This is a genomic window from Yersinia rohdei ATCC 43380, assembly GCF_000173775.1.
Classification (GTDB): Bacteria; Pseudomonadota; Gammaproteobacteria; order Enterobacterales; family Enterobacteriaceae; genus Yersinia; species Yersinia rohdei.
On the sequence record NZ_ACCD01000002.1, the window covers coordinates 159,395 to 181,918 of the forward strand.

Sequence of the window (22,524 nt, forward strand, 5' to 3'; positions counted from 1 at the left end):
CTTACAATTCTGTCGTTTAAATTTAATTATAGTTAAGAATAATAAGGTAGATATTAATGCGTATAGCAATTGATATGCAAGGAGTTCAGGTTTTAGGCCCAGAGAATGAAAAATCTTTGGAAATAATAAATATCATAAAGAAAGTTATAAAATCATCTAAAGATGATACTGTAATATTAGTATTGAATGGAATGCTATCTGATTCTATATCATTCATTCGTGACGAATTTTATGGTTTTTTATCACAAGATAAGATTAAAGTGTGGGACTCTTTAATTAAAGAGGATGGGGAAGAAAAAGAAGTCAGAAATGAATTAGCTTGTAATATTAGAGAGTTATTTATTTTAAATTTGAATGTTGATGTGTTATTAATAACTTCTTTCTTTGAGGGATTTGATGACAATGCTGTAACCCGCATCAATAAATCCGCATTAAATATACCTACTGCAGTTCTACTAGCTAACGAGTTAAATTATAACATTTATTCTAGTCAAGAATATAAAAAATGGTTTCAAACAAAGAAAGAAAATCTGTTAAGCGCTGATGTTATTTTTAAGTCTGAAAATTTTATATATCATGATTCATTCTCTAAAGAAGAAATTGATACAATAAACATTGTAGAGTTATTGCTGACATCCCATCTAGAGTCAGCAATAATCATTTGTGATAATTTAAGATCTTTGTTTTATGAAAATAATAAATTAAAAGTTGAGGGGCCAATAAAAAACTTGCGTCTTGCTTATATTTCACCCTTACCACCAGATAGGTGTGGGATAAGCGATTATAGCGCTGAGCTTTTACCTGAATTGGCTCGTTATTACTCTATTGATGTTGTTTATGAACAGTCTGAAGAGATTACTGACCCTTGGGTTTTATCTAACTGCACTATTTTAAATAGCGATGAATTCCGTAATAACCATGAAAATTATGATAGAGTTTTATACCATTTTGGTAACTCTCCTTTTCATGTGCATATGATTCCATTACTTATGGAGATCCCCGGGGTTATTGTATTACATGATTTTTTCATCCCTGATTTGATATTGAATTTAAGCCTAACTATTAATAATAATCCTTATGGTTTGGTTTCTGAAATATTGTACTCACATGGTTGGTCTGCAGTTATAGAATATTATCGAAATAGTGATAATAATGATTTCATGAGAAATTACCCATGTAATTTGAGAGTCTTGCAAAAGGCTCTAGGTGTCATTTACCATTCGGATGTTTCAAAGCGTTTAGTATCATTTTATTATGGTTCTGATACATCAAATGATTGGTTCTCGATTCCTCTTTTAAGAACTACGGCTAATAATGATTATATTAATAAATCTATTTCTCGTGATAAATTAGATATTCGAGATAATGAGTTTGTAGTTTGTAGCTTCGGATTTTTAGGCTTACATAAACTCAATCACAGATTATTAAATGCTTGGTTAGCATCTCCAATGGCTAATGATTCTTCGTGTAGATTGGTTTTTGTAGGAGAAAGTCTGGATCAAGATTACAATCTTGCCCTCGAAAAAATAATTAACAGAAATGATAGAGTTAGTATTACAGGCTGGACAGATCAAACTGCATATAAATTATGGCTATCTTCAGCTGATGTCTGTGTTCAATTACGTGATTTATCACGTGGTGAGACATCTGCAGCTGTGCTTGATTGTTTAAATTATGGTGTGGCAACAATTGTAAATGCTAATGGTTCAATGGCTGATTTACCTGATAATGTTGTGTGGAAGTTACCTGAAAAATTTTCTGATGAAGAACTTATAGAAGCTTTGACCGTATTATATAGAGATAAAAAAGCTCGAGATGAATTAGGTCGTTCAGGTTCGGAATTGTTACATACACAACATACTCCAGTGAAATGTGCAGAAAAGTATATGCATGCGATTGAGAGTTCTTATAAAACAGAAACTGCAAATTTATGTGATTTAATCAAGAAGATAATTCAAAAACCACAGTTACTTACTAATAAATTAGTTCCTGATGTTGCAACAGTTCTGGCCCGAAATTTCCCACCTAAACCACGCCATAAACAGTTATTAGTAGATGTGTCTGCACTCGTAATTGTTGATTTAAGAACTGGAATACAAAGAGTTGTTCGTGCACTTTTAAAGCAATTTATTTCAAATCCGCCAGATGGATATGTGGTGGATGCTATCTATGCCTCTGCTGGTAAGCCAGGATATAGATATGCTCGTAAGTTTACCTGCGAATTACTAGGAATACCGGATGACTTTGTGAATGACGAAGTTGTAGATGTCTGGAGTGATGATCTTTTTTTAGGTCTCGATTTCAATTCTGGCATTGTGTTTGAACAACAAAACTCTTTAAAAGAATGGTATGATAGAGGCGTAAAAATATATTTCATGGTATATGATATTTTACCCGTTTTACAGCCAAACGTTTTTCCGGAGAATGAAAGTGCTTTATTTCATCGTTGGCTGAATATAATTACAGAATTTACTGGTGTCGTGTGTATTTCAGAAACAGTAAGTAAAGAGTTGCGGTGCTGGATTCAAAAAAATAAAGTTGAAAAAATAAAAGGATTTGATATAAACTGGTTCCATCTAGGCGCTGATTTGAATAATTCTTGCCCTTCCCAGGGAATGCCTAAACATTCTAGTTTTATTCTAACCCAATTAGGATTACGTAAATCATTTTTAACAGTTAGTACAATAGAACCACGCAAAGGACATTCTCAAACACTCGCTGCATTTGAATTACTTTGGAATAAAGGGATAGATATAAATTTAGTTATTGTAGGCAAGCAAGGTTGGATGGTTGAAACGTTTATAAAGAAATTACATTCTCACCCAGAATTTAATAAACGATTATTCTGGCTTGAAGGTATTAGCGATGAATTTCTCGAAAACATATATAAAAAATGTGATTGCTTAATATCTGCTAGCCAAGGTGAGGGGTTTGGTTTGCCCCTTATTGAGGCAGCACAACATAACTTGCCTATAATAGCGCGAGATATTCCTGTTTTTAGAGAGGTCGCTGATGATAATGCGTTGTATTTTTCAGGACTAGATCCTGATGATTTAGCAATTGTAATACAGGACTGGCTCGTACTTTATGATATGAACAAAATACCCAACTCGAATAAAATTAAGTGGCAAACGTGGGAACAGAGCGCGCAACAGTTGTTAGATGTTCTAATTACGGAAAACGAACAACTAGTGAATAGTTAAATAAATTGAATGTGGATAATTTTATGAATATGAAAACTGCAATTATTACAGGTATTACTGGCCAAGATGGTGCATATCTTGCGGAATTGTTACTTGAGAAGGGCTATAAAGTTTATGGGACCTATCGTCGTACCAGTTCTGTTAACTTCTGGCGTATTGAAGAGTTAGGTATTGATAAACATCCTAATCTACATTTGGTTGAATACGATCTCACCGATCTTTCGGCTAGTATTCGCTTGTTGCAAACCACCGAAGCAACCGAAGTATATAATTTAGCGGCTCAAAGTTTTGTTGGTGTTTCTTTTGACCAACCAGCAACAACGGCAGAAATTACGGGCCTTGGTCCGTTGAACTTATTAGAAGCTATTCGTATCGTTAATACGAAAATTCGTTTTTACCAAGCTTCTACTTCCGAAATGTTTGGTAAAGTTCAGGCAATACCTCAAATTGAAGAAACGCCATTTTATCCTCGTAGCCCTTATGGCGTAGCTAAATTGTACGCGCACTGGATGACGATAAATTATCGTGAAAGTTACGGGATTTTCGGTTGTAGCGGTATCCTCTTTAATCACGAATCGCCATTGCGCGGACGCGAATTTGTTACCCGTAAAATTACAGACTCAGTCGCAAAAATTAAATTAGGTAAATTGGATATTCTTGAATTAGGGAATATGGATGCCAAACGCGATTGGGGCTTTGCTAAAGAATATGTAGAAGGTATGTGGCGTATGCTGCAAGCCGATGTGCCTGATACTTTTGTTCTGGCAACAAACCGTACAGAAACTGTCCGTGATTTTGTCTCGATGGCATTTAAAGCTGCTGGTTTTAATTTGCGTTTTGAAGGTAAAGATGAAAATGAAGTTGGGATTGATACAGCAACTGGGAAAACTTTAGTTAAAGTTAATCCTAAGTTCTATCGCCCAGCAGAAGTTGAACTGTTGATTGGTAACCCACAAAAAGCGAAAGACGTGTTGGGATGGGAACCAAAAACGACTTTAGAAGAACTCTGTCAGATGATGGTAGAAGAAGACCTTCGTCGTAATAAGCAAGGTTTCTCATTCTAATGACAATGAATGGCAAGCGTGCCCTGATCACCGGTATTCAGGGATTTACCGGCCATTATATGGCAGCGGAACTATCCGCTGCCGGTTACCGGGTATTCGGTTTAGGTTCTCAGCCTTTAGATAATCCAGATTATTTTCAAGTAGATTTACTTGATGTCGCGGGGCTGAATTCAGCTATCGAGCAAGTGAAACCTAACCTTGTTGTCCACTTGGCAGCAATTGCTTTCGTGGGCCATGGTGATGCTGCCGCTTTTTATGATGTAAACGTTGTCGGCACCCGAAATTTATTGGCTGCCTTGAGCAATGTTGCTGAAAATATTGAAGCTGTGTTGCTTGCCAGCAGTGCTAATGTCTATGGTAATACGCAAGAAGGCATGCTGAGTGAAACTGCTGCAGTTAATCCGGCAAATGATTATGCTGTTAGTAAATTAGCTATGGAATATATGGCCAAACTTTGGTCAGAAAAATTACCAATTATTATTGCCCGCCCTTTCAATTATACTGGTGTAGGGCAATCCGATAATTTCCTATTGCCAAAAATAGTTTCTCATTTTAAGCGTAAAGCGGATGAAATCGAACTGGGTAATTTGGATGTATGGCGTGATTTTACTGATGTCAGAGCCCTGGTAAAAGCTTATTTAGGGTTATTGATGGCAAAACCTGTAGGTGAAACCATTAATGTTTGTTCTGGCAGGACTTATTCATTACGTGAAGTGGTTGCTCTATGTGAGAAAATAACCTCACATAAGCTAATTATTCGTGTTAACCCTGCTTTCGTCCGAGCCAATGAAGTCAAATCGTTATGTGGTGACTCTAGAAAATTACAAAGTATTGTTGAAGGATGGAATACACCACCATTGGAAGAGACATTACGTTGGATGCTGGAAGATAAATAATGAAAGTAGTATTTGGCACTGATTCTATTAAATATCCGTTAACGGGTATTGGTCGGTACACATATGAACTGGCTAAGGAGTTAGAAAGAAGCTCTGATATCTCAGAGCTTCTTTTTTTAAATGGCAGGAGAGTATCACAATCAATTCCTGAATTGGCTCTTAAAGAAGAGCAAAATGCTAAAGTTAGAAATTTTGTAAAAAATAGTCTATTCCTTAGCGAGTTATATCGGTATGTATCTCCATGGTTAAAAAAAATAGCTCTACATAATTATAATGATTTTATCTTTCATAGCCCAAATTTCTATTTACCACCTAAGGTAGACAGAGCTGTTGCTACTTTTCATGATCTTTCAATTTACACATGGCCCCAATGTCATCCCGAAAATCGTGTTCGTTATATGAGGAAAGAGTTATTATTAACCTTGAAACGAGCTAAGGTTTTAATTACAGATTCTGATTTTACACGTACCGAATTGGCAGAGTATTTCGATTATCCTATCGAAAAAATTGTAACAGCGCCATTAGCCAGTAGTGGTGATTTTTATCCTCGGAATTATTCTACCCTACAGAGTTTAATGACCAAACTAGGATTAACCGCAGGACAGTACACGTTATTTACTGGCACCATTGAACCAAGAAAGAATATTACAACGTTACTTGATGCTTATGAAAGACTGCCTTTAGATCTTCGCTCGCGTTTTCCACTGGTGATCTGCGGTTTTTCAGGTTGGAACAGTGAGTCTATACATCGTAGATTTGAGTTGGCTACGCAACAAGGCTGGTTATTATATCTTGGTTACCTAAGTGCAGAAGAGCTGCCTTTGCTTTTCTCCGGGGCGAGAACGTTCTTATTTCCTTCATTATATGAAGGATTTGGGTTGCCGGTTCTTGAAGCTATGGCATCGGGTGTTCCGGTTGTTTGCTCTAATGCTGCTTCATTACCCGAGGTGTTAGGTGATTCGGGTTTAATGTGCGATGCGCTGGATGTCGATGGGTTGAGGTCTGCGATTATACAGAGCCTGGAAGATGAAAATTGGCGAAATAAAGCAATAGAGATGGGCCTCATCAGAGTAGGAACATTCTCATGGCAGCGATGCGCTCAAGAAACAATTAAAGCCTACCAGCAGGTATTATAATATAATGTTAAAAGTATTACATTTTTATAAAACGTATTACCCCGATTCTTTTGGTGGTATAGAGCAGGTTATTTTTCAATTATGTGAAAGTGGGGCGAAGAAAGGCATTGACTCAACTGTTCTTTCTTTAAGTAAACGAGGTAATGTTCATAATAAAAAAATAGGGTCGCACACAACATATTGCTCCCCAATCAATATTGATGTGGCCTCAACACCTTTTTCTTTCCAAGCTTTAAAAACTTTTAAAAAGCTGGCTCAGCAGGCCGATATTATTCATTATCATTTTCCATTCCCATTTATGGATATGGTTCATTTTATATCGGGCATAAAAAAACCTACAGTCGTAAGCTACCATTCTGATATCGTAAAACAGAAGAATATATTAAAAATATATACTCCGTTAATGAATCGATTCCTTGGTGATGTGACTCGAATTGTTGCCGCTTCACCGAATTATGTGGCAACCAGTGTAACGCTGAAAAAGTTCGCACATAAGGTCAGTGTTATTCCCTATGGTCTTGATGAGGCGTCCTATCCTACGCCAACTTCAGAGCGCCTGAAATTTTGGCAGGATAAGTTTGGCCCTCGTTTTTTCCTGTTTATTGGCGCTTTTCGGTATTATAAAGGTTTGCATATTCTTATTGATGCAGCTAAGAATTCATCATATCCCATTGTTATTGTAGGTGCTGGCCCTATTGAGTCAGAATTAAAATCTCAAGTCGAAGATCTCAATATTCAGAATGTCTTTTTCCTCGGAGCTGTCTCTGATGAAGATAAAACTGCACTATTGTCTCTTTGTTATGCTGTGGTTTTCCCCTCTCATCTACGATCTGAAGCTTTTGGTATTACCTTATTAGAAGGTGCCATGTATGGCAAACCGCTTATATCGAGTGAAATAGGTACAGGGACAACATTTATTAATATTGATCAGCAAACTGGCTTGGTTGTACCACCATCAGATCCTATCGCATTGAGATCCGCAATGGATCAATTATGGGATGATGTAGAGTTAGCCGAAGAGTTTGGTTGCAATGCGCGAAATCGTTTCTTGGAGCATTTTACATCGGAGAAAATGGCATCAAGTTATATTGATTTATATAATGAAATAGTTAGTAAGTGACATTTCATTTTTATATTTTATTGAAATTATAAGATTGTTATTTCAAATGGTGTAGTATTCATTCGATTCTTTTGATGGTTACACAATATGAAATATTTACTGATATTTTAAGAATGTAATCAGGAACATTCTGATGTAAGCTTTGGTACTATAAAATAATAATAAATAATACCAGATTGTTCCGCTAAGCTTATAAATTAATTCTTCCGCATTTAACTGTTTAAAGTTGAAGAGGTCATATCAATGAAATGTTTGAAAGCAGTCATTCCTGTTGCCGGGCTAGGCACTCGTATGTTGCCAGCTACCAAGGCAATTCCGAAAGAAATGCTGCCAGTGGTAGATAAACCCCTAATTCAATATATTGTGAATGAGTGCGTTGCGGCTGGGGTCAAAGAGATTGTGCTGGTAAGCCATTCATCCAAGAATGCAATAGAAAACCATTTCGATACCTCATTTGAATTGGAAGCGGCACTGGAATCTCGGGTTAAACGGCAGTTATTAAAAGAAATTAAAAATATTTGCCCACCTGACGTTACTATTATGCAAGTACGTCAAGGGCATGCCAAAGGTTTGGGTCACGCAGTACTCTGTGCTCAGCCTATGGTCGGTGATAACCCGTTTATTGTGCTGCTGCCGGATGTTTTACTTGATGATTCAACTGCAGATTTGTCTAAAGAAAACCTTGCCAAGATGATTCAGCGTTTTGAAGATACTGGGCGTAGCCAGATTATGGTTGAGCCAGTCCCAAAAGCCGATGTATCTAAGTATGGTATTGCTGATTGCGGACATGTCGATTTAGCACCGGGTGAGAGTACCCTGATGACTGCTGTGGTTGAGAAACCTTCAGTCGACGAGGCGCCGTCTAACCTTGCTGTCGTTGGGCGCTATGTGTTGTCAAAAGATATTTGGCCACTGCTGAAGAAAACCCCACGGGGTGCCGGCGATGAAATTCAACTTACTGATGCTATTGCGATGTTAATGGAGCAAGAACCTGTAGAAGCTTTCCATATGACAGGTAAATCTCATGATTGCGGCGATAAATTAGGCTATATGAAAGCCTTTGTGACCTATGGCGTTCGCCATAGCACCGAGGGCGAAAAATTTACTGCCTGGCTGAAACAGCAAATCAGCTAATGTCGAGCTCTCGGCGAGAGATAAAATGATTTTTAATTCACATAAGAAATCAGTAGGTTAATTATGACCAAATTGAAAGCAGTAATCCCCGTTGCTGGTCTGGGCATGAGAATGCTTCCCGCCACGAAAGCCATTCCTAAAGAAATGCTGCCTATTGTTGATAAACCTTTAATCCAATATGTGGTTAATGAATGTGTTGCTGCCGGGATTAAAGAAATTATCTTGATAACTCATTCGTCAAAGAATGCAGTAGAAAACCATTTCGATACCTCTTATGAGCTGGAAGCTATGCTCGAGGCGCGTGTTAAACGCCAGTTATTGGAAGAGGTTCAATCTATCTGCCCACCGGGTGTGACTATCATGCATATTCGCCAAGGGCATACTGAGGGATTGGGCCATGCGGTATTATGTGCCAAGCCACTGGTTGGGGATGAGCCATTCGCGGTATTGCTGCCGGATGTTCTTATTGATGATGCGAAATCAGATTTAACGCGAGATAATCTTGCTCAATTGGTCAAACGTTTCGAAGAGACGGGGACTAGCCAGGTATTGGTACATTCGGTCGAACCAGAAACCTTATCGAATTACTCGGTAATATCTTGTGAGCAATCTGAATTAGCCCCCGGCGAGAGTAGCCGGATTAAAGCGATGGTCGAGAAACCGCAAAGTCCGGTTGATCTGCAATCTAATTTATCTGCTGTTGGGCGCTATGTTTTGTCTGCTGACATTTGGCCGTTGTTGGAAAAAACGCAGCCAGGCGCTTGGGGCCGAATTCAACTGACCGATGCCATTGATGCATTGGCAGCGAAAGAACCCGTTGATGCCGTCGCTTTAACTGGGCAATCATACCATTGCGGTGAAAAACTGGGTTATATGCAAGCTTACGTCGCTTATGGTTTACGCCACCCCAAACAGGGGGCTGAATTTAAAGCTTGGCTGAAGGACTTTTTGGCGTAAGCCGGGTCAGCATCAAGGAAAAGCAATCTATGTGATTGCTTTTTTTTATTCAAATTAGCTCAGAACCGCTATGCACTTCGATAAAGCAAACCATTGCGGGCAGCAACTGGTCAGTTGTGCTATCTATCGCACCAATCACTACCCAGCTGACATAATCCTGAGTTAACATGTTTCCCACATCAAAAACCTGTTGGCCACAAGGCCGATAACAGGTGTCATCCTTCAGACAGGAGTTTTTTAATGTCCAAACAACAGATAGGCGTTGTCGGTATGGCGGTGATGGGCCGTAACCTGGCGCTCAACATCGAAAGTCGTGGTTATTCCGTCTCTATCTTTAACCGTTCTTCAGACAAAACCGACGAAGTAGTTGCTGAGAACCCAGGTAAAAATCTGGTGCCGAGCTATACCGTTGAAGAGTTCGTTGATTCACTGGAAAAACCGCGTCGCATCCTGCTGATGGTGAAAGCGGGTGAAGCTACTGATAAAACTATCGCTTCACTGACACCACATCTTGATAAAGGTGACATTCTGATTGATGGTGGCAATACCTACTACAAAGACACCATCCGTCGTAATCGTGAACTTTCTGCGCAAGGTTTTAACTTTATCGGTACCGGTGTTTCCGGTGGCGAAGAGGGCGCATTAAAAGGCCCTTCCATCATGCCTGGTGGTCAGAAAGAAGCTTACGAACTGGTTGCGCCAATTCTTGAGAAGATTGCTGCACGTGCCGACGATGGTGAAGCATGTGTTGCTTATATCGGTGCTGATGGTGCTGGTCACTACGTGAAAATGGTTCACAACGGTATTGAATACGGTGACATGCAGTTGATTGCAGAAGCTTATTCTCTGTTGAAACAGTCTCTGGGCCTGAGCAACGAAGAACTGGCAAGCACCTTTGCCGAGTGGAACAAAGGTGAGCTGAACAGCTACCTTATCGATATCACCAAAGATATTTTCACCAAGAAAGATGAAGCCGGCAAATATCTGGTTGACGTCATCTTGGATGAAGCGGCTAACAAAGGCACGGGTAAGTGGACGAGCCAAAGTTCCCTGGATTTGGGCGAGCCATTAACACTTATCACTGAATCTGTGTTTGCGCGCTATTTATCTTCTCTGAAAGACCAGCGTGTTGCGGCATCTAAAGTGCTGACTGGCCCTAAAGTTCAGCCTTTCGCGGGTGATAAAGCTGAATTTATCGAGAAAATCCGTCGTGCATTGTATCTGGGTAAAATTGTTTCTTATGCACAGGGCTTCTCTCAGCTGAAAGCGGCCTCTGACGAGAATAATTGGGATCTACATTACGGTGAAATCGCTAAGATTTTCCGTGCCGGTTGCATTATTCGTGCTCAGTTCCTGCAAAAAATTACTGATGCATATGCAGAAAAACCGGATATTGCTAACCTGTTGCTGGCACCATACTTCAAGCAAATTGCTGATGAATATCAGCAAGCACTGCGTGATGTTGTGTCTTACGCGGTTCAAAATGGTATCCCAACACCTACATTCTCTGCTGCGATTAACTACTATGATAGCTATCGCTCAGCCGTGTTGCCTGCGAACCTGATTCAGGCGCAACGCGATTATTTCGGCGCGCATACCTACAAACGTACGGATAAAGAAGGTGTGTTCCACACTGAGTGGATGGAGTAATCCATTTCTCAGTTTGTGAGCTAGACTTGGCATTCGCTGATTTTAAAGGTTTATCTCAATAAAAAACGCCCCCGATGATAAGTTGGGGGCGTTTTTCTTTTATCAGCCAGAGGCTAGCAATGAGAAGATTACTTCTCGTGGCGCTCCCGCAGGCGACCAATCACTTTACTCAGATCCAAATCCTGATCTTGTAATAACACCAACAGGTGATACATCAAATCTGATGCTTCGTTGGTTAACTCTTCGCGATCGTTTACGGTTGCAGCAAGGGCGGTTTCTACGCCTTCCTCACCCACTTTCTGTGCGATTCGTTTTGTGCCGCTGGCGTACAGTTTGGCCGTGTAAGAACTGGCTGGATCTGCCGATTTACGTGATGCCAATAACTGCTCTAACTGATAGAGGAAACCCCAGTCGCTGGCCGCAGGTGCAAAGCAACTGTTGCTGCCTAAATGACATGTTGGGCCAACAGGGTTTGCCAGGATCAACAGAGTATCATTGTCACAGTCAGGATAGATATTTACGACATTCAGGACATGACCTGAACTTTCGCCTTTGGTCCACAAACGCTGTTTAGTGCGAGAGAAAAAGGTCACTTTGCCGGTTTCTTCCGTCACCGCCAGTGCTTCCTTATTCATATAGCCCATCATCAGAACTTCACCAGAAACGGCATGCTGAACGATAGCTGGCATTAGATTGTCGACTTTTTCCCAATCCAGTTGGTCAATTTGTTGTTTGCTTAACACACTCTTATCTCCACGCCTTGTTCAGACAAATACTTTTTCAATTCGCCGATATTAATGATTTGCTTATGAAACACTGATGCCGCTAGTGCGCCATCGACATCGGTATCACGAAATGCTTCCAGGAAGTGCTCCGGTGTACCGGCACCGCCAGAGGCTATCAATGGCACATGGCAGATGGCGCGCATTTGTTTCAACTGACGCAAATCATAGCCGTTACGCACGCCATCCTGATTCATCATATTCAATACAATTTCACCCGCGCCCCGTAATTGGACTTCTTTTATCCAATCTTCAGTCTGCCAGGTGGTGGCTTTAGTGCGCTTTTCATCACCGGTAAACTGATAAACCTGATAACTGTCACTTTCTTCGTCATACCAAGTATCAATACCTACCACGATGCATTGTACGCCATAGCGGTCAGCCAGACGGGTAATTAACGTCGGATCGGCCAGAGCAGGTGAGTTGATAGAGATTTTATCTGCACCGAAGGTCAGAATCTGGCCGGCATCTTCGACACTCTTAATTCCACCGGCAACACAGAAAGGAATATCAATCACTTCTGCGACGCGCGACACCCAGCTTTTATCGACAACTCGCCCATCGGAGGAGGCGGTAATATCGTAAAATACCAGCTCATCTGCGCCTTCCTGCGCATAGCGTTGAGCCAAGGGGACGATGTCACCAATGATTTCATGATTGCGGAACTGGACGCCTTTAACGACCTGGCCGTCTTTTACATCCAGACAAGGAATTATACGTTTTGCCAGCATGCAATCGCCTCCTTCACGTTAAATTTGCCGTCCAATAGTGCACGTCCAACAATCACACCTTGCACGCCACTGCCGCGTAAACGGGCGATATCATCCAGACAACCAATACCACCGGAGGCCTGAAATGCCACTTGTGGATATCGTTGGCATACTTCCTGATATAACTCGACATTCGAGCCGCTCAAGGTGCCATCACGGGAAATATCGGTACAAAGTACATGTTTAAGGCCAAATGGCAGAAATTGTTCGACAACCTGCTCTAATGTGGCATCGGAGTTTTCCTGCCAGCCACTGATGGCAACTTGTTTGCGGCCCGCATCATTAATACGAACATCCAGCGCTAACACTATGGCTTCTGCACCATAGCGTTCGAACCATTTTTGCACCATTTCTGGTTGTTTAACGGCAGTTGAGCCCACAACCACGCGGGTGGCACCCGCCTCCAGTAAGGCGATAACATCCTGCTCATTGCGGATACCGCCACCCACTTGTACTGGCACATCAACACCTGCCAGCAACTCACGCAATAGTGGGATCTGGCGGGCTGCGGGATCTTTGGCTCCTGTTAAATCAACCAGATGCAATACCTGAGCGCCTTGTTGCTGATAATCCTGTAACCGTGGTAATGGGTGATTGCCATAGTCGCGCTGTTGGCCGTAATCGCCCTGATGCAAACGCACCACCTTGCCTTCTATCAAATCCAAAGCGGGAATAATCATGCTGTTTACATCTCCAAAAAGTTTTTCAGCAGTTGGGCTCCAGCCGCTCCGGAGCGCTCCGGATGAAACTGCACGCCAAAGAAGTTGTCTTTTTCGACTGCGGCGGTAAACGGCTCGCCGTAATTGGCTTGGGCGATGGTATTTGGGCATATTGGCATTGCGTATCCGTGCACAAAGTAGAAATACGTTCCGTCTGGGATACCACGGAACAGATGATTTCCCGCTTGTGCGGTAATCTGATTCCAACCCATATGGGGTAGCGGTAAGCCGAAGTCCGTCATCTGTTTTACCGGAGTGTCAATAATACCGAGCGTGTCGATGCCGCCGCTCTCTTCACTGCGGGTTGCCAGCAGTTGCATGCCAAGGCAAATACCCAGTACCGGTTGGGTGCAACTTTTAATCAGCTCAATAAGCTCGCGCTGCTTTAACTGATCCATTGCCGCATGGGCAGTACCCACTCCGGGCAGAAACAGCTTATCGGCGCGCAGCACAATTTCTGGGTCACGGCTAACAACCGGTGTGTAACCTAAACGCTGTACCGCGTAGGTGACAGAGGAAAGGTTGGCGCAACCGGTATCCAGGATCACCACATCCATTACAACACTCCTTTGGAACTTGGCAGGGTGTTACCCTCCACGCGGATAGCCTGGCGCAAGGTGCGGCCAAAGGCTTTAAACAAGCTTTCTACCCGGTGGTGATCGTTGCGGCCTTTGGTTCTCAGGTGCAGGGTGCAAGCCATGGCATAAGAGAGGGAGCGGAAGAAGTGCTCGACCATTTCTGTGCTCAGATCACCGACGCGCTGGTAATTAAATTCAGCTTTGTATTCCAGATGTGGGCGGCCGGAAATATCCAGCGCACAACGTGCCAGACATTCATCCATTGGCAGCACAAATCCAAAACGGCCAATACCGCGTTTGTCACCCAGTGCGTTATTAATGGCTTCGCCCAATGCCAGTGCAGTGTCTTCTACTGTGTGATGGTCATCAATATACAAATCGCCGCTGACTTGGATATCCATGCGAAAACCGCCGTGGGTGGCAATTTGATCCAGCATATGGTCGAAGAAACCAACTCCGGTTTTGATCTTGCTGCCGCCTTCGCGATCTAGCCAGACATTAACATCAATCGCGGTTTCTTTGGTGACACGGTTTACGTGAGCATGGCGGTCACGCTGGGTCAGTTGTTTAGCAATCTGCGACCAGTTCAGGCCATCGCGTTGGTAACGCAAGCCACTAATCCCCATGTTTTGAGCCAGTTGCAGGTCAGTTTCACGGTCACCAATCACATAGCTGTTGGCGGTGTTCATCACATCCCCAGACAAATAGCTTTCTACCAAGGCGGTTTTTGGCTTACGGCATTCACAGTTATCTGCTGGTAAGTGTGGGCAAATCAAGACTTGCTCAAAGTTGATGCCCTGAGAGTTGAAGATCTGCATCATCAGGTTGTGTGGCGGATCGAAGGTTTCCTGCGGGAAACTTTGGGTACCCAAGCCATCTTGATTAGTTATCATCACTAACCGGTAATCTGCTTTTTGGAGCGCCAGTAATGCAGGAATGACCTCGGGTTCCAGTGCCAGTTTGTCCAACCGATCAACCTGAAAATCTTCTGGCGGCTCAGAAATCAAGGTGCCGTCGCGGTCAATAAAAAGAAATTTCTGGCTCATATCGTTTCCTTACGGAGGCTGGAGGTATTGGTCTTGTTGTCTTTATTAACACCATTGGTGCTATCAATGCCGGGCAGGGGAGCCAGAGCTGCGATGACTCGCTCGCACTCTTGGCGGGTGCCGATAGTAATACGCAGGCAGTTAGATAACCCCGGCTGTTTATTTTGGTCGCGCAAAATAATGCCCTGATCCCACAGTGTTTTAAACACGCTGCTGGCGGCGGTGAATCTGGCCAGTAAATAGTTACTCTCGCTGGTAAATACTTGCTCAACACAAGCACAATTTTGCAGCGCTTTTTCTAGCCACTCACGATTGGCTTTGACTTCTTCTACCCGCAGACGCATTTGCTCAAGCCCCTGTGGGCTGAGTGCCTGTGCTGCAATATCTGCCACCGGTGTTGATAATGGATAAGGCGCAATCACTTTAAGCAGCAGCTGGATAATATCGCTGTTAGCTAACGTAAAGCCACAACGTAAACCGGCTAAAGCAAAAGCTTTCGATAAGGTGCGCAAAATAACTAAATTCGGATAATCTTTTAACCAGCTACTCACCGAAGCCTGTGGGCAGAACTCAATATAGGCTTCGTCAACTGCGACAATAGCGCGGCCTTGTGCCAGTTCTAGTACTTCGCGTATATCCGCCGGATTGACTAAATTGCCGGTCGGATTATTTGGGCTACAAATATAAATCAGCTTCACGCGATCCAAGCTGTCTTTAATGGCGGGCAAATCCAACTGCCAATCGGCTTTAGTTTGCACCTTGCGCAATTCAACACCAAAGGTTTCGGCACTGACGGCGTACATGCCATAGGTTGGTGGGCAAAACAGAATGGCATCTTGACCCGGTTCGCAGAAAGCGCGGATGAGCAGTTCAATGCCTTCATCGGCACCACGACTGACCAGCACTTGCTCAGCTTCTAAGCCCGCGTAAGCCGCATAACGGTCGATAACCCATTGAGGTTGGCACTCGGGATAGCGGTTAAAGGTTTGCGCCGTGAGTTGGTATTCAGTCGCGAGTGGATATTCATTGGCATTGAGCCACACATCCCCATTGCCGCCTAAGCGGCGGGCAGACATATAAGGCGTCAGCGCGCGAACATTGGCGCGGGCCAAATCAGTCACATTGGCAGACTTACTCATGCTTGTTCCTTATTGGTGGCGGTCAGAGCCGCGACACGCAGGGTAACGGCGTTTTTATGGGCGGTCAGTTGTTCAGCCTGCGCCAGGGTTTCAATGGTTGACGCCAGACCCAGCAAGCCCTGCGGAGTTAATTGCTGCACCGTCATCCGTTTTACAAAGTCGGCCAATCCCAAACTGGAATAGGTCGAGGTATAACCATAGGTTGGCAGCACGTGGTTGGTGCCAGAGGCATAATCACCGGCTGATTCCGGCGACCAGTCACCCATAAACACGGAACCGGCATTATCAATTTTATCGATAACATCTTCTGGTTTACGTATTTGAAGAATCAAATGCTCTGGGCCGTATTCATTACTTATATCAATGCATTGCTGCAAATCTTTAGTGATGATCAAGCGGCTGCTTTCCAGCGCCTGACGGGCGATATCTGCGCGCGATAGCTGCTTGAGCTGCTGCTCGACCGCGACCGCAACCGCTTTTGCAATCGCGGCATCTGGCGTCAATAAAACCACTTGTGAGTCCGGGCCGTGCTCGGCTTGAGACAGCAAGTCAGCGGCGATAAACGCTGGTGTAGCGCCACTGTCGGCGATAACCAACACTTCTGATGGGCCTGCTGGCATATCAATAGCTGCGCCGTCCAGTCGTTGGCTAACCTGGCGTTTTGCTTCAGTTACATAGGCATTGCCCGGGCCAAAAATTTTATTCACTTTGGGCACAGTTTCACTGCCGAAGGCCATCGCGGCAATGGCTTGCGCGCCGCCAATCTGGAACACTTCTTTAATTCCACATAATTGCGCGGCGTAGAGAATTTCATCGGCAATTGGCGGTGGCGAACATAAAATAACCCGCTGGCAACCAGCAATACGCGCCGGAGTACCGAGCATGAGCACGGTAGACAGCAGCGGAGCGGAACCCCCAGGAATATACAAGCCGACGGAAGCAATCGGGCGGGTGATTTGTTGGCAGCGCACGCCCGGCTGAGTTTCAACATCCACCACTGGCATTTTCTGCGCGTTGTGGAAGATTTCAATATTGCGTACTGCTTGCGCCATTGCTTGCTTGATATCGTCATTCAAACGCCCAGCAGCGGCGGCAATTTCCTCACTGCTGATGCGGATATCGGCAACCTGTACGGCATCAAAACGTTGGCTGAAATCACGCAGAGCGCTGTCGCCCTCAGCTTTTACACGGTCAAGGATTTCAGTGACTGCCGCTGTAATTCGGTCTGATGCATTAATTGCTGGGCGGCTCAGCAGGGCTTTTTGCTGATCTGCACTGCATTGCTGCCAGTCGATTAAGGTATTGAAATTCGTCGGCTGCATGGCTTACTCCATCATTTTTTCAATCGGTAATACCAGAATGGAGCTGGCACCCAGCGCTTTCAGTTTTTCCATGGTTTCCCAGAACAGGGTTTCGCTACTGACCATGTGCATTGCTACGCGGCTCTTATCACCGGCTAATGGCAAAATGGTAGGGCGCTCAGCACCTGGCAGCAGGGTAATGATTTCGTCGAGGCGTTCACTTGGTGCGTGCATCATGATGTACTTGGATTCACGGGCTTGAATAACACCCTGAATGCGGGTCAGCATGCGGTCAATAAGGTCTTGTTTCTCTGCGGGCATTTCGCCATCACGTTGAATCAGACAAGCTTTAGAGCGGTAAATCACTTCGACTTCACGCAAGCCATTGGCTTCCAAGGTGGCACCGGTTGACACCAAATCACAGATGACGTCAGCCAGACCGGCACGTGGTGCCACTTCAACAGAGCCATTCAGTAAGCAAGATTTGAAACTAACACCTTGTTTATCAAGATATTGCTTTAAAATGTGTGGGTAAGAGGTGGCAATTCGCTTGTTTTGTAGGCATTGCGGGCCGGTGTATTCGGTATCCAGTGAAGCGGCCAGTGATAGGCGGCAACCACCAAAGTCCAAACGGCGCAGAGTGAAATACCGTGGGTCTTCGCCTTGAGCACGGCGATTTAGCAGCTCTTCTTCCAAAACGTTTTCGCCGATAATACCCAAGTCAACCACGCCATCCATGACCAATCCTGGGATATCGTCATCACGTACGCGCAGAATATCGATTGGCATGTTTTCCGCAAAAGCAATCAGGCGCTGTTGTTGTAAATTGATTTTAATCCCGCAGCGCGACAATAGTTCGTGGCAATCGTCACTCAGGCGGCCTGATTTTTGCATCGCAATGCGTAAACGTGTTTTATCTAGCATGGTAATCCTCTTAACTTATCAATGTCGTAAAATTGTGGACAACAAAAAAGCCCTCGGAAGATGATCTTCCGAGGGCTTTCTTTATTGCGTTCTATCGCCACCTGGAAGATTCGTTAACCGTCTCCCAGCACACATCGGCCTGCAAGACTAGTCAGGATGATGGTGATGATGGTGATTGAATTGAACGCGATTCATAGTAGCTTCTCTGTTTGGGCTGTTTTGACAAATTCAAAATAGCCATATCTGGGACGTACAATAATTTCTGTCAATCAACGTAAACCATCCAGCGGGTGCCATGCAACCTTTTTTTCTCCTGATGCCATTATCTTCTGTTGGAAAGCCCCGAGCTATCTGCCGCTAATGTGTTTGTTTTCGGCTGTTATCACTTGGTAAAAGGTAAGTTTGAGCAGGAAATTGTTACATATGCCGATTATGCCGATGAATGAAAAGAGATTCATAATATTGAGTAATTATTAAGTTACATGACTTAGTATAGATTATGAGTCTATTGCGTTATCGGCATGAACCGGTGGAGAAAATTAAAATGAAAAAAGTGGCCATTATCGGATTGGGCTGGTTGGGCTTGCCGTTAGCACAATCACTGATCCGCCGCGGAATTCAGGTGGTGGGAAGTAAAACTACGCCAGATGGTGTCGAGGCGGTGAGAATGAGTGGGATTGATTGCTATCAATTGCAACTGACACCAGAACTGATTTGTGAGCCTGATGACTTGGCGCAACTGATGGCGGCAGATGTATTGGTTATCACCTTGCCCGCTAGCCGCACCACGGAAGGCGGCGCGCAGTATCTTCAGGCGGTACAGATGCTGGTCGACAGTGCATTGGCTTTCGGCGTCGCGCGCATTATTTTCACCAGTTCTACCTCGGTATATGGCGAAGCTCGCGGCCGAATCAAAGAAAATACCCCTCTACAGCCGGTAACTACCGCCGGAAAAACGCTAGAAGAGCTTGAGCTGTGGCTACATAAACTGCCCAATATCTCGGTGGATATTTTACGTCTGGCCGGGTTGGTCGGGCCAGACCGTCATCCCGGGCGTTTCCTGGCAGGAAAAACAAATGTGAAGGGCGGTTCGCAGGGGGTTAATTTGGTGCATCAGGAAGATGTGATTGCGGCTATTGAGTTGCTGCTTAAATTGCCCAAAGGCGGCCATATTTACAATTTATGTGCGCCGATGCACCCACTAAAACGTGACTTTTACCCTGCTTGTGCGCGGATTTTACAACTGACACCGCCCGAGTTTGCCCCAGAAGAGAGTGAGGAACTGATTCGCGAAATTGATGGCAGCAAAATTTGTAGCGAATTGGGATTTGAATATCTGTATCCGGACCCCAATCGGATGCCGTTAAATTAATTGATTGGCTATGAACCACCGCCCAACGATTTCTGCTGGGCGGTGGTTTATACTGATTTACCGCTATATATCAGCGCTTTTGATGAATATAAGTCAATGCCAGAGCCATCGCCAGAACCAGCCCTTTGATGATATCCATCGCATAATAAGGCACTGACAGCATTACCAACCCGTTTTGCAAGACACCTAAAATTATTGCGCCAATTAAGGTTCCGACAGCATTAGGTTTGCCTGAGCCGGCCAGTGAAAAACCAATATAGGCCGCGGCGACTGCATCCATTAGATAACCGCCGCCAGCGTTGACTTGTGACGAGCCGATACGTGATGCCAGCAATATCCCACCCAGTGCCGCTAAGAGTGATGACAACACATAAGCCAGCACGCGATAACGAACGGTACGAATGCCAGCCAAGCGAGCAGCTTCCGGATTACCGCCAATGGCATACATCCGCCGCCCATGTTTGGTGAGTGACAAATACAGCTGCACCACAATTGTCACCGCCAGCATGATTATCACAATAACCGGCACTTGCCCCAGAGCTGAAAATATCTCAGGGATGACGCCTTCCGCCATGTCGCCGCTTGGCAGCAGCATATTCTGGGTGATAGAGCCGCCGTGGCTGTAAGTCATTGCCACACCTTGAATAACAAACAGACTGGCCAGGGTAGCCAGCATGTCGGGGATCTTCAAAACGACAATCAGAAAAGCATTAAACAACCCAACCAGAGTACAAATTAACAGTGTCAGCAAGATAGCGCCGGTAGTGCCAAAGCCGTACCAGACAAACAGCGATACCACGACGGCATTTGCCAGGGAAGCGGTCGAACCGACCGACAAATCAAATCCGCCAATCGACAGTGAAATCGACACTCCGATAGCAATGACGGTCACAATGGCAATTGAACGCAAAATATTGATGATATTGTTTGGGTCGAGAAAATTATCCGATGCCAAGCCAAATAACGCGATTAGCGCCACAACGGTGAGTAACATCCCCCATTTGTAGAGAAAATCAAACAACTGGTGACGCCACGGCTGCGCGTCTGGCAGGGGTATTTCTTTACTCACTGAGGGGTTCCTCCGGTTGAAAATAATAATAATGTTTCTTCATCGATATCTGCGGCATTCAGCTCGGCGACAATGCGCCCATCCCACAGCACGCAGATCCGATGGCATAAACCGACCAATTCTGAGAATTCACCGGAAGCATAAATAATGCCTTTTCCCTGCTGCGCCAATCCGTCAATTAAAGTGAACAAATCCTGCTTGGCTTTGATGTCCACCCCTTTGGTTGGCTCATCAAAAATCAGCACTTGCGCATTACCACGTAACCATTTGCCAATCGCCACTTTTTGCTGATTGCCTCCCGATAAGCGAGCCAATTTTTGTTGCGGCGAGGAGGTGCGTACCCCAAGGCGCTGAATCAGTTCTTTGGCCCAACTCAGTTCTTGTCGGCGGCTAAAAATACCCCAACGCGAAAAACTGTCATCGGCAACCACACTCAGGTTCATGGGAATGCTTTCGTGGATAAAAATACCTTCTTTTCGCCGCTCTTCCGGTACCAGAGCCAGCCCCTGTGCCACGGAGCGCTCCGGTGAACGCGGTTTCCACGCCTTGCCCTGTAATTCGCCGTGGTCAACACGGCTGGGCGTCGCCCCGAATAAGGCTTTGCATAATTCGGTTTTACCGGCACCGGCTAAACCGGCAATACCTAAAATTTCTCCTTCATGTAATGTCAAAGAGATATCGCGCAGTTTATGCTGGTCATGTAACCCACTGACTGATAACAGCGTTTTGTTACTGACTAGCGGTCGTCGAGGCGGGAAAATATCATCCAACGTATGGCCGAGCATCTTCTCCACAATTTGTTCGCCACTCAGGTTACCCATAGCATCATGGCTGACCAGGCGGCCATCACGTAACACTGTCAGTTGATCGCAAATTTCGCGTAATTCATGGATGCGGTGTGAAATAAAAACAATGGCCATCCCTTCAGATTGCAAACGGCGAACCACGCGGAATAATCGTGCGCTCTCTTCTTGATCCAGTGGCGCGGTAGGTTCATCCAAAATCAGAAAACGGCATTGATGGGAAAGGGCGCGGGCCAACAGCACTTGTTGTTTCTCCGCCAAAGTGCAGGATTCCAGACGTTGGCGAACATTGAGCTTGAGGTCAAGTTGCTCGAGTAAAGCTTCTGCCTGACGATAAAGTTGCGGCCAGTTAAACAAATGCCCCCGCTCAGCCAGAGTATCCAGCATAATATTCTCCGCCACAGACAGGGTGGGGATCAGCGCGACATCAACCTCTTGTTGCACTACATGAATACCCTGTTGTTTGGCTTGCCGAGGGGAGTGGATATCAATCTGTTGACCATCAAGGTAGATTTCACCGCGATAGTGGCTATGAGCACCGGAAAGAATGGCCATCAAAGTCGATTTCCCGGCGCCATTAGCTCCCACTAATGCATGGGTAGAGCCACCTTCCAAAGTAAAATCAACTTGTTGCAGAGCATGAAAGCCAGAAAACGAGATAGAGATATTCCGCATCTCAAGGCGTGAGGAAGTGGTGCTGGACATAGATTTCTGCTGCTGCCCTATAAAGTATTGTTACGAACAAGGCAGTCAATAATGCTGCGGGTGAGATACTTTTTTAACACAGTTTCTATTATTCGCAACAAACTAAAATAGTTAAGGTATATCAAAAAATTATTAAACAATGCCCGTGATGCCTTT

Annotated in this window: 21 protein-coding genes and 1 other annotated feature; of the genes, 9 read left to right on the top strand and 12 right to left on the bottom strand. The window is 44.4% G+C overall.

What is annotated here, in order from left to right; all coding sequences use genetic code 11:
• Window positions 1-56 precede the first annotated feature (56 nt).
• The 7 genes from YROHD0001_RS14210 (at window position 57) to galU (YROHD0001_RS14185) (ending at window position 9,510) form a co-directional block, all read left to right on the top strand.
• On the top strand, window positions 57-3,203 hold the full coding sequence (locus tag YROHD0001_RS14210) for a glycosyltransferase (RefSeq protein ID WP_004713535.1): 3,147 nt from the start codon (window positions 57-59) through the stop codon (window positions 3,201-3,203).
• A gap of 29 nt (window positions 3,204-3,232) precedes the next feature.
• On the top strand, window positions 3,233-4,267 hold the full coding sequence (gmd, locus tag YROHD0001_RS14205) for a GDP-mannose 4,6-dehydratase (protein ID WP_032816198.1): 1,035 nt from the start codon (window positions 3,233-3,235) through the stop codon (window positions 4,265-4,267).
• Window positions 4,267-5,163: a GDP-mannose 4,6-dehydratase gene (locus YROHD0001_RS0117340; RefSeq protein ID WP_032816136.1), complete on the top strand. Its 897-nt coding sequence runs from the start codon at window positions 4,267-4,269 to the stop codon at window positions 5,161-5,163. The genes gmd and YROHD0001_RS0117340 overlap by 1 nt, the downstream gene beginning before the upstream one ends.
• On the top strand, window positions 5,163-6,299 hold the full coding sequence (locus tag YROHD0001_RS14200; RefSeq protein ID WP_004713537.1) for a glycosyltransferase family 4 protein: 1,137 nt from the start codon (window positions 5,163-5,165) through the stop codon (window positions 6,297-6,299). Before YROHD0001_RS0117340 ends, YROHD0001_RS14200 begins: the two co-directional genes overlap by 1 nt.
• Before the next feature lie 4 nt (window positions 6,300-6,303).
• Window positions 6,304-7,419 (top strand): glycosyltransferase family 4 protein, encoded by a 1,116-nt coding sequence (locus tag YROHD0001_RS14195; RefSeq protein ID WP_004713538.1) that lies wholly within the window; start codon window positions 6,304-6,306, stop codon window positions 7,417-7,419.
• Window positions 7,420-7,662: 243 nt separating this feature from the next.
• The gene (galU, locus tag YROHD0001_RS14190) at window positions 7,663-8,553 is read left to right on the top strand and encodes a UTP--glucose-1-phosphate uridylyltransferase GalU (protein WP_004713539.1); all 891 of its coding nucleotides are present in this window, start codon (window positions 7,663-7,665) and stop codon (window positions 8,551-8,553) included.
• A 63-nt stretch (window positions 8,554-8,616) separates the two neighbouring features.
• A complete protein-coding gene (galU, locus tag YROHD0001_RS14185; protein ID WP_004713540.1) occupies window positions 8,617-9,510 on the top strand; it encodes a UTP--glucose-1-phosphate uridylyltransferase GalU in 894 nt (297 codons plus the stop codon).
• A gap of 49 nt (window positions 9,511-9,559) precedes the next feature.
• On the opposite strand, the gene YROHD0001_RS20820 is transcribed toward galU (YROHD0001_RS14185), so the two are convergent.
• Complete coding sequence (locus tag YROHD0001_RS20820; protein WP_261368883.1) at window positions 9,560-9,688, bottom strand: hypothetical protein; 129 nt, start codon at window positions 9,686-9,688, stop codon at window positions 9,560-9,562.
• Between the two features lie 62 nt (window positions 9,689-9,750).
• Here YROHD0001_RS20820 and gndA point away from each other — a divergent pair, with 62 nt between their 5' ends.
• Window positions 9,751-11,160: an NADP-dependent phosphogluconate dehydrogenase gene (gene gndA / locus YROHD0001_RS14180; RefSeq protein WP_004713542.1), complete on the top strand. Its 1,410-nt coding sequence runs from the start codon at window positions 9,751-9,753 to the stop codon at window positions 11,158-11,160.
• A 128-nt stretch (window positions 11,161-11,288) separates the two neighbouring features.
• Here the strand turns inward: gndA and hisIE are convergent, their stop codons facing one another.
• The 9 genes from hisIE to hisL all read right to left on the bottom strand — a co-directional run bounded on the left by hisIE (window position 11,289) and on the right by hisL (window position 18,614).
• Window positions 11,289-11,903, bottom strand: a complete 615-nt coding sequence (hisIE, locus tag YROHD0001_RS14175; RefSeq protein WP_032816139.1) for a bifunctional phosphoribosyl-AMP cyclohydrolase/phosphoribosyl-ATP diphosphatase HisIE — start codon at window positions 11,901-11,903, stop codon at window positions 11,289-11,291.
• Entirely contained in the window at window positions 11,897-12,673 is a 777-nt protein-coding gene (gene hisF / locus YROHD0001_RS14170; protein WP_032816140.1) for an imidazole glycerol phosphate synthase subunit HisF, read from the bottom strand. The genes hisIE and hisF overlap by 7 nt, the downstream gene beginning before the upstream one ends.
• Window positions 12,655-13,392 (bottom strand): 1-(5-phosphoribosyl)-5-[(5-phosphoribosylamino)methylideneamino]imidazole-4-carboxamide isomerase, encoded by a 738-nt coding sequence (hisA, locus tag YROHD0001_RS14165; RefSeq protein WP_004713545.1) that lies wholly within the window; start codon window positions 13,390-13,392, stop codon window positions 12,655-12,657. The genes hisF and hisA overlap by 19 nt, the downstream gene beginning before the upstream one ends.
• 5 nt (window positions 13,393-13,397) lie before the next feature.
• Window positions 13,398-13,988 carry an imidazole glycerol phosphate synthase subunit HisH gene (gene hisH, locus YROHD0001_RS0117350; protein ID WP_032816142.1) on the bottom strand — a complete coding sequence of 197 codons (591 nt, stop codon included), beginning with the start codon at window positions 13,986-13,988 and terminating at the stop codon, window positions 13,398-13,400.
• Window positions 13,988-15,055, bottom strand: a complete 1,068-nt coding sequence (hisB, locus tag YROHD0001_RS14160) for a bifunctional histidinol-phosphatase/imidazoleglycerol-phosphate dehydratase HisB (protein ID WP_032816145.1) — start codon at window positions 15,053-15,055, stop codon at window positions 13,988-13,990. Before hisB ends, hisH begins: the two co-directional genes overlap by 1 nt.
• Window positions 15,052-16,194 (bottom strand): histidinol-phosphate transaminase, encoded by a 1,143-nt coding sequence (hisC, locus tag YROHD0001_RS14155; RefSeq protein WP_032816146.1) that lies wholly within the window; start codon window positions 16,192-16,194, stop codon window positions 15,052-15,054. Before hisC ends, hisB begins: the two co-directional genes overlap by 4 nt.
• Window positions 16,191-17,516 carry a histidinol dehydrogenase gene (gene hisD / locus YROHD0001_RS14150; RefSeq protein ID WP_004713549.1) on the bottom strand — a complete coding sequence of 442 codons (1,326 nt, stop codon included), beginning with the start codon at window positions 17,514-17,516 and terminating at the stop codon, window positions 16,191-16,193. The genes hisC and hisD overlap by 4 nt, the downstream gene beginning before the upstream one ends.
• 3 nt (window positions 17,517-17,519) lie before the next feature.
• On the bottom strand, window positions 17,520-18,419 hold the full coding sequence (hisG, locus tag YROHD0001_RS14145) for an ATP phosphoribosyltransferase (protein WP_004713550.1): 900 nt from the start codon (window positions 18,417-18,419) through the stop codon (window positions 17,520-17,522).
• Window positions 18,420-18,460: 41 nt separating this feature from the next.
• Window positions 18,461-18,591: a sequence feature (His leader region), on the bottom strand.
• A complete protein-coding gene (hisL, locus tag YROHD0001_RS20405) occupies window positions 18,567-18,614 on the bottom strand; it encodes a his operon leader peptide (protein ID WP_002231208.1) in 48 nt (15 codons plus the stop codon). It overlaps the preceding feature by 25 nt.
• A gap of 349 nt (window positions 18,615-18,963) precedes the next feature.
• On the opposite strand from hisL, the gene YROHD0001_RS14140 reads away from it, so the two are divergent.
• A complete protein-coding gene (locus YROHD0001_RS14140; RefSeq protein ID WP_032816199.1) occupies window positions 18,964-19,791 on the top strand; it encodes an SDR family oxidoreductase in 828 nt (275 codons plus the stop codon).
• A gap of 70 nt (window positions 19,792-19,861) precedes the next feature.
• On the opposite strand, the gene YROHD0001_RS14135 is transcribed toward YROHD0001_RS14140, so the two are convergent.
• Window positions 19,862-20,860 (bottom strand): ABC transporter permease, encoded by a 999-nt coding sequence (locus YROHD0001_RS14135; RefSeq protein ID WP_032816147.1) that lies wholly within the window; start codon window positions 20,858-20,860, stop codon window positions 19,862-19,864.
• Window positions 20,857-22,368 carry a sugar ABC transporter ATP-binding protein gene (locus YROHD0001_RS14130; RefSeq protein ID WP_004713554.1) on the bottom strand — a complete coding sequence of 504 codons (1,512 nt, stop codon included), beginning with the start codon at window positions 22,366-22,368 and terminating at the stop codon, window positions 20,857-20,859. Before YROHD0001_RS14130 ends, YROHD0001_RS14135 begins: the two co-directional genes overlap by 4 nt.
• Window positions 22,369-22,524 lie beyond the last annotated feature (156 nt).

Excerpts from the sequence above, each read along its gene's own strand:
- YROHD0001_RS14210 (WP_004713535.1), top strand. The coding sequence starts at position 57 with ATGCGTATAGCAATTGATATGCAAGGAGTTCAGGTTTTAGGCCCAGAG.
- gmd (WP_032816198.1), top strand. The coding sequence starts at position 3,233 with ATGAAAACTGCAATTATTACAGGTATTACTGGCCAAGATGGTGCATAT.
- YROHD0001_RS0117340 (WP_032816136.1), top strand. The coding sequence starts at position 4,267 with ATGACAATGAATGGCAAGCGTGCCCTGATCACCGGTATTCAGGGATTT.
- YROHD0001_RS14200 (WP_004713537.1), top strand. The coding sequence starts at position 5,163 with ATGAAAGTAGTATTTGGCACTGATTCTATTAAATATCCGTTAACGGGT.
- YROHD0001_RS14195 (WP_004713538.1), top strand. The coding sequence starts at position 6,304 with ATGTTAAAAGTATTACATTTTTATAAAACGTATTACCCCGATTCTTTT.
- galU (WP_004713539.1), top strand. The coding sequence starts at position 7,663 with ATGAAATGTTTGAAAGCAGTCATTCCTGTTGCCGGGCTAGGCACTCGT.
- galU (WP_004713540.1), top strand. The coding sequence starts at position 8,617 with ATGACCAAATTGAAAGCAGTAATCCCCGTTGCTGGTCTGGGCATGAGA.
- gndA (WP_004713542.1), top strand. The coding sequence starts at position 9,751 with ATGTCCAAACAACAGATAGGCGTTGTCGGTATGGCGGTGATGGGCCGT.
- hisF (WP_032816140.1), bottom strand. The coding sequence starts at position 12,673 with ATGCTGGCAAAACGTATAATTCCTTGTCTGGATGTAAAAGACGGCCAG.
- hisA (WP_004713545.1), bottom strand. The coding sequence starts at position 13,392 with ATGATTATTCCCGCTTTGGATTTGATAGAAGGCAAGGTGGTGCGTTTG.
- hisH (WP_032816142.1), bottom strand. The coding sequence starts at position 13,988 with ATGGATGTGGTGATCCTGGATACCGGTTGCGCCAACCTTTCCTCTGTC.
- hisB (WP_032816145.1), bottom strand. The coding sequence starts at position 15,055 with ATGAGCCAGAAATTTCTTTTTATTGACCGCGACGGCACCTTGATTTCT.
- hisC (WP_032816146.1), bottom strand. The coding sequence starts at position 16,194 with ATGAGTAAGTCTGCCAATGTGACTGATTTGGCCCGCGCCAATGTTCGC.
- hisD (WP_004713549.1), bottom strand. The coding sequence starts at position 17,516 with ATGCAGCCGACGAATTTCAATACCTTAATCGACTGGCAGCAATGCAGT.
- hisG (WP_004713550.1), bottom strand. The coding sequence starts at position 18,419 with ATGCTAGATAAAACACGTTTACGCATTGCGATGCAAAAATCAGGCCGC.
- YROHD0001_RS14140 (WP_032816199.1), top strand. The coding sequence starts at position 18,964 with ATGAAAAAAGTGGCCATTATCGGATTGGGCTGGTTGGGCTTGCCGTTA.
- YROHD0001_RS14130 (WP_004713554.1), bottom strand. The coding sequence starts at position 22,368 with ATGTCCAGCACCACTTCCTCACGCCTTGAGATGCGGAATATCTCTATC.